Origin of the sequence: Enterobacter cloacae complex sp. IR5422 (assembly GCF_049238165.1) — a bacterium.
Classification (GTDB): Bacteria; Pseudomonadota; Gammaproteobacteria; order Enterobacterales; family Enterobacteriaceae; genus Enterobacter; species Enterobacter roggenkampii.
Genome location: NZ_JBMKHT010000072.1, coordinates 1 through 12692 on the forward strand (window position 1 = coordinate 1; position 12692 = coordinate 12692).

Here is a 12692-nt window from a genome sequence, read left to right on the forward strand (position 1 = left end):
TAGAGTGGTCAAAGCGGTGAATCTGAAAGAGATCCACATAATCCATACCTAAGCGCATCAGGCTATCGTCAATAGACTGAAAAATGGCCTTGCGGGAAAGAAACCCGGTATTGGGTGAGTTGCGCCACGGAAAGAAGGTCTTTGTCGCCACAACGATCTCATCGCGTCTGGCCATTTCTCTCAGCGCTTTTCCAGTGATCTCTTCAGAACTTCCGCCCGAGTAGATATTCGCGGTATCAAAAAAATTAATGCCCGCTTCAAGCGCCTGTCGAATGAGCGGACGTGACGCCTTTTCATCCAGGGACCAGGGTTGAGGCAAACGTTCAGGTTCACCATAGCTCATACAACCGAGACAAAGGCGGGAGACTTGCAAACCGCTACGACCCAGATTCACATACTTCATTCTGTGTTCCTTCTTTTATTGCCAGCAATTCTGTATGTGACAGGGTATTGCACTGACATAAAGGGAACCAGCATGCGCCATCGAATGGTGTTTTGAGTTTTTTTCACAAATCGTCGTTATCGACAGTGAAAGACGAGAAGCGAGAGGGTGATCAGAATTAATAACAGATTGATGTATCGGCTCGTGATTAGCTATCAGATGTCATTTAACTATTCTGGGTTTGAGGAATATACATAATTTACGACAGCACCAGAAACAGTATAACAAACTGTTTTAAATGGATATTAATCAAATGGCGATTCAAACTCACAGTTATGAACTCAGTTTTGGTTCATAACTGTGTTAAACGCTGTCCAGAAATCACTCGATGTTACGTCTGTTAGTTCATGAACTGTTCGTTCTAATTTTATTATGTACGTCAGGTTTTAGTGTTCAGTAATATTACCTTTTACTCGATGATCGATTGTTTAGCACCTCTCCGACAACCGGAGCAGCGGTAAATGCGTTTGGCCAGCCAGCATAGAAGGCGGCCTGGGTAACGATCTCACCAGCTTCCTCAACAGAAAGTCCATTATCCATTGCTCTATTGAGGTGATAGCCAATCTGCGCGCTCTGTCCGGATGCAATTAACGCGCTGATCGTAATCAGGCTTCTGTCGCGGGGTTTCAGCGCGGGTCTTTGCCAGAGATCCAGGAACAGTGGATCTGCAGTGAATTTAACCAGGCCCGGAGATATTGGGCCAACATTTTTCTCCACTGTCTCTGAACGCTGCTTTTCTGCTTCCTGATTGAGAGGAAGCAGGTCCGGAGAAGCTTCAGGAAGTGCATCTGCCGTGACGCCACGAGTTTCAAATACTGCTTTGGTCACGCTGACGGCTGACATGGCATTTGGCCAACCTGAGTAGAACGCCAGATGGGTAATGATTTCTGACAATTCCGCTGGCGTAACGCCATTATCAAGGGCAATGTCTATATAGTGCTTAAGGTCGCCAGGCTGGTTTCTGGCAATTAGCATGGAGACGGTCACCATACTACGATCCCTGGGCGAGAGGGCATCGCGTGTCCACAGATCTTCAGCAATAGCTTCTCGACCAAAGCGCGCAAGAGCCGGTGAGACAGAACGAATATCAGCTTCAGAAATCGCTGAAGGTTCAATTTTCATCATAGCTTTACCTCTTGTTTCCTCAGCATTAGCAAAATCAGAAATAACAAGCGACATGGCCGCCGCTGCAATTACGCTTTTCATGTCAATCCTCACTGGTCAACGGTGCGGATCCTGTTTGATTCCGCCTTTGTTACGAAGAAATACCGGTTTTACCGGGATAGCGTCCTTACTGGTGCTCATATGCGCCGTTTGCCTGAGATAGTCACGGAAGTGTGGCGTTTGTCGGTGCAGTTGATACGCTTCCTCACTGGCGTAAATCTCATAGAAATACCAGCGGTTCGGAGTCTGTGAGTCTGTAGCGGAATACATGGCTAACACGCCTTTCTCTACTTTGAGTGACTCAGCCATTTCAGGCATGACGATGTTTTTAAATTCGGTCTGAAATTCAGGCTTTACCTCGACGATCACCAGATTATTAATGGTTCGCTCATTCGGTATGATGTGTTTGTCCCCCAGAAATTGGGGCTCCAGAGTGATTTTATTTTTCCAATCGATAATGTCAGGTGCCCGGGCAGCGAATGCCTTGTATGGTTCAGCATTTAGATGTTTGCGGTAAGCACTCTCGTTTTCATAGAGTTCGACCATGAATGCCTTATGTGGATTGTCGCTGCGGTGCAGGGCGTACATCGCCAGCGTACCTGCTTCATGATCAACCGAAGCGGAAATCGTCTGTCTGGCTACGTCTGCAAAATCTTTGTCCCGATCGTGCCTGACGCCAAGCTCAAAGATATTCATCACTACCTTATCCGGCGCGTCCAGTTTTGTTGCAAAGACAGGGCTGCTTATCAGCATGCAAATTAAAAGCATAAGAGTCTTTTTCACGATGATCCTTTTACTGAAATGGCTGTTTAAGACGTTCTATAAGTTGGTGTTGGTAAGAAGGTAACCGATCGCTGCTGGCGCTCTCAAAGACAAGGGGAGGAAGCCACGTCATACCTGCGTGCAGGGCGCTTGCCTTCATCGGTAAAAACACATCCGCGAGCGATACCCCGATCCTGCCGTCCGGCCCGTAAGTAGAGCGTCCCCCCGCAGCCGTACTGACTACAAGCATCTCCTTTCCCTGCCACAAACCGGGTCCGACACTCCCCCAGGTTTCATTCAACCAGGCCTTCATCATCGGCGTAATATTGAACCAGTGTGTCGGGAAGATAAAAACGACACGACTGTGTTCACGCATCATTTTTCGCTCCGCGTCGCCATTAATCCGTCGTGTGTCATAGCCATACAGCGTCTCAAGGTTGCGAACCGTCACGCCTTCCAGACTCTCAGCGGCTTCCTGCAGCCCTTTTGTCAGAACTGAGCGTTCCGGATAAGGGTGAGAGACGATAACGAGCGTTTTAATGTCGGTCTTTTCACGGCTATGAGCATGACTAATGGGCATGAGGAAGATAAAGGCAAACAAAAACAATGCTGCTGCTCTGCGCTGAAGTAACACCATCATAAACCTCCTTTGTCTTAACAGGATTGTAAAACGTTATGGTGTAACAGGAGCCAGTTCTGGCAATCCTTCTACGATATAGGTTCGCGAATTGCCGGCACGGTGTCGGATAGGAATGATCTTCTGGTACGCGGCCGAGCTATACCAGTCCTGGGCTTTTTTGAGACTCTCAAACTTGATTACAACCAGTCTGCCCTGTGCTCCAAACCCTTCTTTAACATCGGGTTCACCTCCTCTGACGATGAACCGTCCACCAAAAGGTCTGAAGGTGGATTCAACCTGAGCGCTGTACGGTTTGATAGCGTCAAGATCGGTCGCCTGAAACTCTGCGATGTAATAAGCAGGCGTTGCTGCCAGGGCTGACGCGAGCCCGGAGAGGGTGAAAAGAGTGGCTACCACTGTTTTAAAAATCATCCTTCCTCCTCATAAGCTTTCATGAAAGTGAATAAGGGCTACCGCGTCCAGACCTGCCTGGCGTCTTTCGTTTGCGGCGTGTTTTGCGCCATGATCCCCGTCAGAACGTGCGGCTGGTAGGTTTCTTCCAGAAACCGGATTTCCTCCGGGTTTAGTTGAAGATTTACGGCGTTTACCGCGCCATCGACGTGATCTTTTTTTGTGGTCCCTACGACAGGTGACGTGACTTTTGTCAGCAGCCAGGCGAGTGAGATTTCCGTCATGGACACCTGATGTCGTTCAGCAAGCTCGGCGACGCGCTCGATAATGCTCCGATCCTGTTCAGCCGTGCTGTCATATTTTCCGCGGGCATAGGCATCCTCGGAGGCTCGCCGCGTGTGGCCTTCTTTCCGGGAGAGACGACCGCTGGCCAGCGCGCTATAGGGGGTCATGGCGATATCATCTTCAGCGCACAGACCGAAGAGCTCTCGTTCATCTTCACGCATAATCAGGTTGTAGTGGCTTTGCACGGAAACAAAGGCCGTCAGCCCTTCGCGTTCGGCAAGGGCGTTCGCTTTCGCAAGCTGCCAGGCATAGCAATTGGATATACCAATAGCGCGCACTTTGCCCGCAGTAACGGCGGCATGAAGCGCTTCAAGCACCTCGATAACTGGCGTGTTGTAATCCCAGATGTGGTAAATGTAGAGGTCGATGTAGTCCATCCCCAGATTCTGCAGGCTCTGATCGAGCGATCGGGCTATTGCCTCTTTTCCGCCGATCCCCGCGGCAATTTGCGCGGCGGTTCGCGGCAGAAACTTGGTGGCCAGCACCACGTCCTCGCGTTTTGCCATCTCCCGCAGCGCCCGGCCAACGTATCGCTCGCTGGAGCCGTTCTGATAGGCGATGGCGGTATCGTAAAAATTGATACCCTTTTCGAGACCGTAGCGGATGATGTCCCGGCTTGCTGTTTCGTCCAGCGTCCAGCGATGCTGGCCCGTTAACGGGTCGCCAAATCCCATACATCCCATACAGATGCGGGAGACCAGTAAGTCACTTTTACCGAGCCGGGTATACTGCATCGTTATTCTCCCTCTGGATTATTCACGACGGAATTGAGCAGCTCGACAAGCCTTGAAGCGTGTTCCCGGGCAAGCGTTTTTTGCTGCGCGATTTTGTCGGCATCCCGGTCGGCATAGCTGATACCGCAGGTATAAACCGGCGCCAGCAGCTCAAGATTGCACAGCCTTGCCGTGGTCTCGAATGGAATAAGATACTCTTCTATGGCATGGCCAAAGAAACCGTCAGCGGTATAGAGCACCTGCGGCGCCCCTGTAGTGAAGGAGAGGATCAGCTTTTTACCGCCCAGTTTCGCCGTTGAGCCATGCGCGAAGCCGTGGACAAAGACCTCGTCCAGCCATTGTTTCATTAACCCGGGCAGCCCATACCATGAAAAAGGAAACTGCCAGACAATCACATCGGCCCTGAGCAGGCTTTCCTGCTCCGCAGCGATATTGAATTTTCCGTCCGGATAGAGCCAGTCCAGACGACGAATTTCAGCCTCGGGAAAGGCGGTCGCCACTTCGTCAAGGATAGTGGCGTTGGCGACAGAATGGTTCAGCTCAGGATGACCTGAAATAACAAGGATATTTTTCATTTCAATAAGTTAAAGAGGCTGGTGGATTTTTAACCCAGTATAGAGTGACACCATTATTTTTTTTTAGCGCAGTAAAGGCTCATTCACTTTTAGGCAAAAACTAATAATGGTCGACTGTTCTCATTGTACCGGTCATCATGAACCCGTGAACTACGCTGTGATGCCCAGTAAACGTTCTGCATTGCGAAACGCGATGGCCTCTTTTTCAGCCTTATTGACCGGCAGACAGTCGATAAATGTTTTTACACCGTCCAGGGTCTGATAGGGATAATCAGCGGAGAACAGGATCCTTTCTGCCCCCATTAACGCGTAGATAAACTGGAAGTGCGGCAGCGTCAGCATACCTGACGGGGTAACGTAAACGTGCTCCTGGAAGGTTCTCGTTAGCGTGCGTGACAGACCCGTTGCAGCCAGTGGAAGGCTGTCATCAAGACGCTGCAGCCAGAAGGGCAGCATCTCCCCCCAGTGGCCACTGATTACCTGCAGGTGGGGATATTTATCAAATGCGCCCGATAACATAAGCCGTAACAAATGGATCCCGGCTTCGTGATGCCAGCCCCAGCCAAACATAGAGAGCCGGGAGTTGACCTCTGCGCTAAAGCCCGTGAAGTAGGCCTGTTGCACGCTTTTAAACGGTAATCCGGGATGAAGATAGAGTGGCACATTCAGTTTATTAAAGCGGGAAAGCAGGGAGTCATAGTCAGGATGATCGAGAAAGCATGAAGAGGGTCGGCCATTCAGAAGTGCCCCCTTAAACCCCAGTTTTTCAACTGCGCGGACAAGCTCATTTTCAGCATCTTTCGGCTGTGCCCAGGGAAGTGTGGCAAATGCCGCGAAGCGATCCGGGTGATTTCTTACCGCCCCGGCAAGGCGATCGTTTGCCGCCGTATTTAATGTTACCGCTTCATCCTCGGGTGCCAGCTGGGGGAATCCGCCCACAGAGAGTATCTGCAGGGTAATTCCAGCCTCATCCATATCCCTGAGGCGGCGGCTTCCCAAATCAGCGCCTTTCGCGTTTATCAGCGCATTCTTTTCTATCTGCGGCCGGCTTCGGTCAGGATTATGACCATCAGCGACGGTTTTCCCCCAGTCGCCAAGGAAAGGCGCCTGCTCAAGCGCAACAGGCATACACGCTCGCCCTAACTCGCTGTCGAGATAATGTTCTTCAAGGCAAATGATTTTCATATTCTCACCCTTCATACAAAGCAGTAAAAGTGATACAGATTAGGATCGCCCTGAACTGTCCATACGTGAATGTGATTCATGACAGTCTGTTCCGGATGGGCTTTACACCATCGGTTTTTCCCAGGCGCCTCGTGTATCCACTCTGGTCTCTGCGGCGAGTTGTTCCAGCAGGATGATTTCCTCATCGCGTAACTGGATGTCTGAAGCGCAGGCGGCGTCCAGCACGTGATGGGCTTTAGTCGCACCAACGAGGGGAAGGGTACCTTTTGCAATAGCCCATGCGATGGCTATCTGTGCAACGCTGGCATTCCTTTCGGCTCCCATTTTTTTCATGGCGGCGGTTAATCTTTCAATCTGCGGCAGTACAGAGTTATAACTTTCGGCCCGGCCACTCCCGGCAGGCATGGGATGATTTGAATCATAACGACCACTGAGCGCGCCTTGCTCCAGGACCATGTAAGCAAAGAACGTGATGTTATTTTTTCGGCAATAATCAAGGATCCCGGCCTCTTCAGAAGCGCGATAGAGCAGGCTGTAGTGATTTTGTACTGCACTGAGGGAATAACCGGAAGCGTTAAGGATTTCGTTGGCGCGTCTGATTTGTGCCAGATTGTGGTTGGAAACACCTACGCGTTTGACCTTACCGCTTTGTAAAAGTGGGATCAGTCCTGGCGTCCATTTCTCAACGTCGAGGGGATTATGGATCCAGTAGATATCAATCGCGTCCACGCCCAGACGTCCGAGGCTGGCCTCAAGCATATCGCTGACAGGCTGCGCTGACTGTTCGTTCGCAATCTGCGGTGTGAATTTGGTGGATAAAATCATATCCTCGCGGGGGAACTGACGGACTAATGCTCCCAGCGCTGCCTCGGAACTCCCCATGCCATATACTGCTGCGGTATCCCAGAGATTGAGGCCCTTACTCATGGCCGTGGTGAACACGTCTGCCATCTGAGTATCAGAAAGATGATTGCCGAAGACGGTGTCGCCACCGGCGAAACCTGTGCCCCAGGACCATGTGCCCAGCGCGACGGAAGGTAGTGTTTTCATATTCAGCTCCTGTAAAAAGGCCGGAACATTGCTGACGTAAACCGGCCAAAGAGGGTGAGTAACGATGAAAGACAGATGAATGAATTAAGTTGGCTGGCGGAGGGCATTTAACAGCGCCACACCGACACCGTGCGCTGAAGCGGGATTCTGCCCCGTGATAAGGCGTCCGTCGGTAACCACGTTTTCAGACCAGTTCGGGGCTTCATGATGAAGCGCGCCATGCTCGCGGAGTGCAGTCTCAAGCAGGTAGGGAACCACATCTGTGGTGTGAACTTCTTCCTCTTCCTTGTTGGTAAAGGCCGCCACGTTTTTGCCTTTCACCAGGTATTCGCCGCTGCTGAGCTTTGCGTCAACCAGTGCCGCAGGCCCGTGGCAGACGGCTGAGACAATCCCATCACTTTCATACACTTCGCGGATAATACGCTGGGCATCATGGCTGTCGCGGAAATCCCACATGGTTCCATGCCCGCCCGCAAAGAAAACGGCGCTGTAATCGGTACCGTTCAGCTCGGATAACGCAGGCGTTGTGGCCAGGCGCTGCTGAAAATTGGTTTCGTTCCAGTACCAGGCGTTGACAGGATCACTGAGGTCAAATCCATCCACCGGCGGCTGTCCCCCGCGAATGCTGGCTATCATCGTTTTTAGTCCGGCATCTTCCAGTACTTTCAGCGGATGGGTCAGCTCGGCCAGGAAAAAACCGGTTGGAACACCGGATGCGCCTTTAATCGGATGGCTGGAAACGACACACAGCACGGGTTTATCTGCAGGTTTCATATCGGGCCTCACTATTTATTTTTGTATTCAGCGGCAAAGAGATTTTCCCAGTTAATAAAGGAGCCAAGCGGAATGCACTCAAAGCTTAATAAGCCAGTTTTTGCCAGCGGGAATTCGGCCATTACGTTCATCGCTTCATCGACAGAGTCACATTCAAGAAAAATAGCGACGCCAGGTCTGTCCTGACGGAAGTAAATGTCGCGGATGAAGCCGGATTTATACAATCCCCAGGCGTGCAGCGCTTCAGCGTTAAGGTGTGGAGCATATTTTTCCAGCGATGCTCCAGGTGCGGGGATATCCAGACATAAAATTCGCATCATAGTCTCCTGAACTCAGGTCGTTGTAGAAAGAGATAAAAGTATAAGAGGCGAATTTCACGAAGATTAGAGGAGCATTGACTTAAGCATCTTTAGACTGTACTTAATAATCAGGCGGAGATTGCTTTAGGAAAACATTATGAATAACGCCCTGTATAACCAGATACGGATCTTTCAGAGCATTGCACGTGAGGGCAATATTTCGGCAGCCGCAAGAAAACTGGAAATTACGCCTCCCTCCGTCAGCAATGCGCTTAAGCTGCTGGAAGATCATATTGGCCATCCGCTTTTTGTGCGTACGACCCGCCGTATTGAGCTGACGGAAACCGGGCAGCTGTTGCTGGAACAGACCGCTGCGGCGGTGGAGTCGCTGGAAAATTCGCTTGAAAGCATTCGCGACCAGAATCAGGAGCCCTCTGGTATCGTGCGAATCACGCTCTCGCGTTTTGCCTATCTGTTAATTCTTAAGCCTGCAATGGCGAAATTCTGTCAGCAATATCCGGGTATACAGCTTGAAATTTCGGTTTACGACGGTACCGTGAATGTTATCGAAGAGCGTTTTGATCTTGGGATCCGTTTTGGCGATATCCTCGAAGGTGGGGTGGTGGCGCGGCCGTTAATGAAACCCTTTCGTGAAGGGTTATATGCATCATCAGCTTATATCAGCGAGCATGGAATGCCCGAGGTGCCGGCTGACCTCAGTCAACACAAGCTGATTGGCTACCGTTTTATTACTAACAACCGCATCCTTCCGTTGATTCTGAACGATCGCGGAGAGCAGTTGACGGTTGAGATGCCCGGGCAGTTAATCAGCAACGATATTGACGTTATGGCAGACGGGATCCGTAACGGCCTGGGAATCGGACGTTTGTTTGAACCCATCTTGCAGTTACAGCCGGACAGGGAGCGCTTTATACCCGTGATGGAGAGCTACTGGAAAACCTACCCGCCAGTGTATCTCTATTACCCCAAAAACGCGGGTAAAACGAAAAGAGTGAAGGCCCTGATTGATTTTCTGATATCCGCTACGGGACGATAACGCCTCGTTCAGTATGGAGGCGCTATTTCACAACCCCAGCGGCCGGGGCTCCTGTATGAACTCAATCAGAAGGCGAAGCCCGGTCGGTAGTTGCCGGCGGCTTGAATAATAGATATGAAAACCTTCCTCCAGCGGGGACCACTCCGTAAGCACCAGGCGGAGCCGTCCATCCTTCACATAGGGTGCAACAAGAGGCTCCGGAAAATACATCAGGCCGGCTCCGCCTAAGACGGCCACAAGGCCCGTTTCAGCCTGATTGACCGTCACAGAGCCTGGCACAGTGATTTGGTACGTTTCGCCGTCTCGCTCAAGTTCCCAGCGATAAATCCGATCGTCGCCGAGACGATTGCTTATACAGCGATGGTGTAATAAATCATCAGGATGTTCAGGCGTTCCGTAACGTTCCAGGTAGTCTGGGGATGCGGCGATAACCCAGCGAATATCGGCAGATAAACGCCGGGCAACCATGTCTTCCGGGACGGTGCCACCATAGCGGATACCGGCATCGAAGCCCGCATCAGTGACGTCAACCATACGGTTGCTGGCCACAATATCGATTTCAATATCGGGATAGCGATCCATAAACGCGGGCATAACTGGCGCAAGCAAAAGATTGGCCGCTTCAACGGCAGCATTGATGCGGATACGTCCGGTAGGGGTATTACGATACCGGTTAAGCGATTCAAGCGCGCCTTCTATCTTGTCGAAAGGCAGAAGGACAGACTGAACCAGTTCTTCACCTGCAGCCGTAGGTGTAACGCTCTTGGTCGTGCGATTAAGGAGGCGAACCCCGAGCCGGGTTTCCAGTCCCTTCAGGGCATGACTAAGCGCTGATGCACTGACACCTAATTCAATCGCCGCACGGCTGAAACTGCGATGACGTGCAATAGCCATGAAATAAATGAGATCGGCGACATCAGCTCTGCTTATTTGCATACAGAATCGTTTTCCTTGTGCGTTAAGGCCCGAATGTGTTGATACGGAAATGATATACACCATAGACCGATTAGCGCTAATCCGTTGCTGAATTTATTTCACAAGTCCATCCGCTCATCGCCTCTCACTGAACACGTTGTGCTTCGTTATTCTTGAAAATTATGCGCTCTGGCCGTCGGTCAGGGCGGAACATTCACCTAACGGAGCCGTGTATGAACTATACGCATCTTGGCCGCACCGGCCTGAAAGTCAGCCGCCTTTGTCTCGGAACCATGAATTTTGGTGACGTCACCGACGAGAAAACCAGCGCCCGCATTCTGGATGAAGCGCTTGAGGCGGGTATAAATTTCATTGATACAGCAGACGTGTATGGCACTGAGCAATCACCCGATATCCAGCAAGGTTCGGGGCTGTCCGAGGAAATTATTGGTCGCTGGCTCCAGCAGGGTGGCCGCCGTGACCGTATTGTTTTGGCGACGAAAGTCTATCAGCCTATGGGGCCAGGTCCGAACGATCGCCGTCTTTCTGCTTATCATATTCGCAAGGCCTGCGAGGACAGTTTGCGACGGCTTAAGACGGACCATATTGACGTCTATCTGATGCATCACATCGATCGCTATACGCCATGGGAAGAGGTCTGGCAGGCCATGGAACTCCTTGTTCAGCAGGGAAAAGCGCTTTATATCGGTAGCAGCAATTTCGCGGGCTGGGACATTGCGACTGCGCAGTCAGTTGCCACGGCTCGTCATTCTCTGGGCCTGGTTGCTGAGCAAAGTCTCTACAATCTGACTGCCCGGACTGTTGAGCTGGAGGTCATTCCCGCATGCCGTCATTTTGGCCTGGGACTGATTCCCTGGAGTCCACTTGCCGGAGGGTTGCTTGGCGGCGTACTGAAAAAGATGGAAAGCGGGCGCCGTGCAAGGCCCGCGTTTTCCCGTCTAATCGAACAGTATCGTCCACAGCTGGAAGCCTACGAAGGATTATGTGAGGACCTCGGCGAAACCCCTTCCGATGTGGCGCTTGCCTGGCTCCTGCAGAATCCTGTCGTTACTGCTCCACTTATCGGGCCTCGTACGGTCGAACAACTCCAGCAGGCGCTGCACGCAACGACAATCACGCTATCAGACGACACCATGAGCTGTCTCGACGAACTCTGGCCCGGACCCGGGGGAGAAGCGCCACAGGCTTATGCCTGGTAATGACCAAATTAATGAATCCTTTCTTCGCTATAGGGAGTTCCAGTTTATGAGCAAGATGATGCATGACCAGCATTCTGCTTCCGTACCCGCTTCCCGGGATCGTCGCAATTTTCTGATCGCCGGAGCCGGTCTGGCGTTGGCCGCAACCCCGGGTACGACGCAATATCCGCACCTAATAGAAAACAGCGGTGCACCGCAAGTCCGGTTGACGGACAGCGAGCTACGCGAAATCGATGCGGCGCTGGCCAAAATCCCATTGCAGGGCGGTCGCGCCGATCCGTTTACCGAAAGTCAGTTTGATAAAAGTTAAACGGTAATGGCCACCTTTTTCACATCAGTGGCCAGGGAGACCCGGCAACGCCGGGCCAGGGAAGGGTGTTAACGGTTCTGTATTGCTGAAGGCGGCGTGAGTGAAGGGGGCGTATCAGGAAGCGGGGGAATGATCCCGTCGACGGGGTGCGGCAGATAGAGTGCCTCGAGTTCCGTGATTTCAGCATCGCTAAGTGTAAAGTCCAGTGCGCTGATAGCCGTGGAAAGATGTTCTGGTTTGGTCGCGCCAATGATCGGGGCTGTGATGACCGTTTTTGATAGCAACCAGGCAAGTGCAACATGGGCTCTTGGCACATGGTGCTTTTCAGCAATGCTGGCAACAATATCAATAACGGGCTTATCCAGAAGGGCTGCGTTCTCGTACATTTTTAATGCAAAGGCATCGTTTTGCGTTCGTCGGGACGTGACACTCCAGTCGCGCGTAAGCCTGCCGCGCGCCATCGGACTCCAGGGGATCACTCCAACGCCCTGGTCTTCACACAGGGGCAACATCTCGCGCTCTTCTTCCCGGTAAAGCAGGTTGTATTGCGGTTGCATCGTAATAAATCGGGTCCAGCCGTTACGCTCTGCAGTATGCTGCATTTTTGCAAAGCGCCAGGCTTCCATAGATGATGCGCCGATGTAACGTACTTTTCCTGATTTAACGAGGTCATGCAGAGCCTCCATGGTCTCTTCAACAGGCGTAGAGTGGTCAAAGCGGTGAATCTGAAAGAGATCCACATAATCCATACCTAAGCGCATCAGGCTATCGTCAATAGACTGAAAAATGGCCTTGCGGGAAAGAAACCCGGTATTGGGTGAGTTGCGCCA

The 12692-nt window shown here is 51.6% G+C and carries 15 protein-coding genes and 1 pseudogene; 3 read left to right on the forward strand and 13 right to left on the reverse strand.

The genetic code is table 11. The features are described from left to right. From ACOTXT_RS21330 to ACOTXT_RS21380, 11 genes are all read right to left on the reverse strand, one after another. The coding region (locus tag ACOTXT_RS21330) for an aldo/keto reductase (protein WP_421625324.1) at nt 1-403 on the reverse strand (403 nt) is incomplete at its 3' end. Nucleotides 404-844: 441 nt separating this feature from the next. Further along, complete coding sequence (locus tag ACOTXT_RS21335; RefSeq protein ID WP_333164192.1) at nt 845-1648, reverse strand: carboxymuconolactone decarboxylase family protein; 804 nt, start codon at nt 1646-1648, stop codon at nt 845-847. Nucleotides 1649-1663: 15 nt separating this feature from the next. Then, on the reverse strand, nt 1664-2359 hold the full coding sequence (locus ACOTXT_RS21340) for a putative quinol monooxygenase (RefSeq protein WP_050488755.1): 696 nt from the start codon (nt 2357-2359) through the stop codon (nt 1664-1666). Between the two features lie 40 nt (nt 2360-2399). After that, complete coding sequence (locus ACOTXT_RS21345; RefSeq protein WP_100245886.1) at nt 2400-3005, reverse strand: NAD(P)H-dependent oxidoreductase; 606 nt, start codon at nt 3003-3005, stop codon at nt 2400-2402. A 36-nt stretch (nt 3006-3041) separates the two neighbouring features. Then, nucleotides 3042-3419 (reverse strand): DUF1330 domain-containing protein, encoded by a 378-nt coding sequence (locus tag ACOTXT_RS21350; protein ID WP_333164195.1) that lies wholly within the window; start codon nt 3417-3419, stop codon nt 3042-3044. A gap of 38 nt (nt 3420-3457) precedes the next feature. Beyond that, entirely contained in the window at nt 3458-4477 is a 1020-nt protein-coding gene (locus ACOTXT_RS21355; protein WP_100122992.1) for an aldo/keto reductase, read from the reverse strand. A 2-nt stretch (nt 4478-4479) separates the two neighbouring features. Beyond that, the gene (locus tag ACOTXT_RS21360) at nt 4480-5052 is read right to left on the reverse strand and encodes an NAD(P)H-dependent oxidoreductase (RefSeq protein WP_055322363.1); all 573 of its coding nucleotides are present in this window, start codon (nt 5050-5052) and stop codon (nt 4480-4482) included. Between the two features lie 150 nt (nt 5053-5202). Continuing rightward, on the reverse strand, nt 5203-6237 hold the full coding sequence (locus tag ACOTXT_RS21365; RefSeq protein ID WP_032663510.1) for an amidohydrolase family protein: 1035 nt from the start codon (nt 6235-6237) through the stop codon (nt 5203-5205). Nucleotides 6238-6339: 102 nt separating this feature from the next. Then, the gene (locus ACOTXT_RS21370) at nt 6340-7287 is read right to left on the reverse strand and encodes an aldo/keto reductase (protein ID WP_032663511.1); all 948 of its coding nucleotides are present in this window, start codon (nt 7285-7287) and stop codon (nt 6340-6342) included. 84 nt (nt 7288-7371) lie between these two features. Further along, nucleotides 7372-8061: a type 1 glutamine amidotransferase domain-containing protein gene (locus ACOTXT_RS21375; RefSeq protein ID WP_126307122.1), complete on the reverse strand. Its 690-nt coding sequence runs from the start codon at nt 8059-8061 to the stop codon at nt 7372-7374. A gap of 11 nt (nt 8062-8072) precedes the next feature. Beyond that, nucleotides 8073-8378, reverse strand: coding sequence for a superoxide dismutase (locus ACOTXT_RS21380; RefSeq protein ID WP_333164297.1), 306 nt, complete (start codon nt 8376-8378; stop codon nt 8073-8075). 139 nt (nt 8379-8517) lie between these two features. Here ACOTXT_RS21380 and ACOTXT_RS21385 point away from each other — a divergent pair, with 139 nt between their 5' ends. Next, nucleotides 8518-9417 (forward strand): LysR family transcriptional regulator, encoded by a 900-nt coding sequence (locus ACOTXT_RS21385; protein WP_032663514.1) that lies wholly within the window; start codon nt 8518-8520, stop codon nt 9415-9417. A 27-nt stretch (nt 9418-9444) separates the two neighbouring features. Here the strand turns inward: ACOTXT_RS21385 and ACOTXT_RS21390 are convergent, their stop codons facing one another. Continuing rightward, a complete protein-coding gene (locus ACOTXT_RS21390; RefSeq protein WP_333164202.1) occupies nt 9445-10353 on the reverse strand; it encodes a LysR family transcriptional regulator in 909 nt (302 codons plus the stop codon). Between the two features lie 212 nt (nt 10354-10565). On the opposite strand from ACOTXT_RS21390, the gene ACOTXT_RS21395 reads away from it, so the two are divergent. Continuing rightward, complete coding sequence (locus tag ACOTXT_RS21395; RefSeq protein WP_047748912.1) at nt 10566-11552, forward strand: aldo/keto reductase; 987 nt, start codon at nt 10566-10568, stop codon at nt 11550-11552. Nucleotides 11553-11700: 148 nt separating this feature from the next. After that, nucleotides 11701-11862, forward strand: a pseudogene (locus ACOTXT_RS21400) (aldo/keto reductase); the annotation flags it as partial. A 68-nt stretch (nt 11863-11930) separates the two neighbouring features. Here the strand turns inward: ACOTXT_RS21400 and ACOTXT_RS21405 are convergent. Further along, nucleotides 11931-12692 (reverse strand): aldo/keto reductase (locus ACOTXT_RS21405; protein WP_421625440.1); only part of this gene is annotated, 762 nt, incomplete at its 5' end.

Coding starts and splice junctions, on each gene's coding strand:
- ACOTXT_RS21335 (WP_333164192.1), bottom strand. CDS start 1,648: ATGAAAAGCGTAATTGCAGCGGCGGCCATGTCGCTTGTTATTTCTGAT.
- ACOTXT_RS21340 (WP_050488755.1), bottom strand. CDS start 2,359: ATGCTGATAAGCAGCCCTGTCTTTGCAACAAAACTGGACGCGCCGGAT.
- ACOTXT_RS21345 (WP_100245886.1), bottom strand. CDS start 3,005: ATGGTGTTACTTCAGCGCAGAGCAGCAGCATTGTTTTTGTTTGCCTTT.
- ACOTXT_RS21350 (WP_333164195.1), bottom strand. CDS start 3,419: ATGATTTTTAAAACAGTGGTAGCCACTCTTTTCACCCTCTCCGGGCTC.
- ACOTXT_RS21355 (WP_100122992.1), bottom strand. CDS start 4,477: ATGCAGTATACCCGGCTCGGTAAAAGTGACTTACTGGTCTCCCGCATC.
- ACOTXT_RS21360 (WP_055322363.1), bottom strand. CDS start 5,052: ATGAAAAATATCCTTGTTATTTCAGGTCATCCTGAGCTGAACCATTCT.
- ACOTXT_RS21365 (WP_032663510.1), bottom strand. CDS start 6,237: ATGAAAATCATTTGCCTTGAAGAACATTATCTCGACAGCGAGTTAGGG.
- ACOTXT_RS21370 (WP_032663511.1), bottom strand. CDS start 7,287: ATGAAAACACTACCTTCCGTCGCGCTGGGCACATGGTCCTGGGGCACA.
- ACOTXT_RS21375 (WP_126307122.1), bottom strand. CDS start 8,061: ATGAAACCTGCAGATAAACCCGTGCTGTGTGTCGTTTCCAGCCATCCG.
- ACOTXT_RS21380 (WP_333164297.1), bottom strand. CDS start 8,378: ATGCGAATTTTATGTCTGGATATCCCCGCACCTGGAGCATCGCTGGAA.
- ACOTXT_RS21385 (WP_032663514.1), top strand. CDS start 8,518: ATGAATAACGCCCTGTATAACCAGATACGGATCTTTCAGAGCATTGCA.
- ACOTXT_RS21390 (WP_333164202.1), bottom strand. CDS start 10,353: ATGCAAATAAGCAGAGCTGATGTCGCCGATCTCATTTATTTCATGGCT.
- ACOTXT_RS21395 (WP_047748912.1), top strand. CDS start 10,566: ATGAACTATACGCATCTTGGCCGCACCGGCCTGAAAGTCAGCCGCCTT.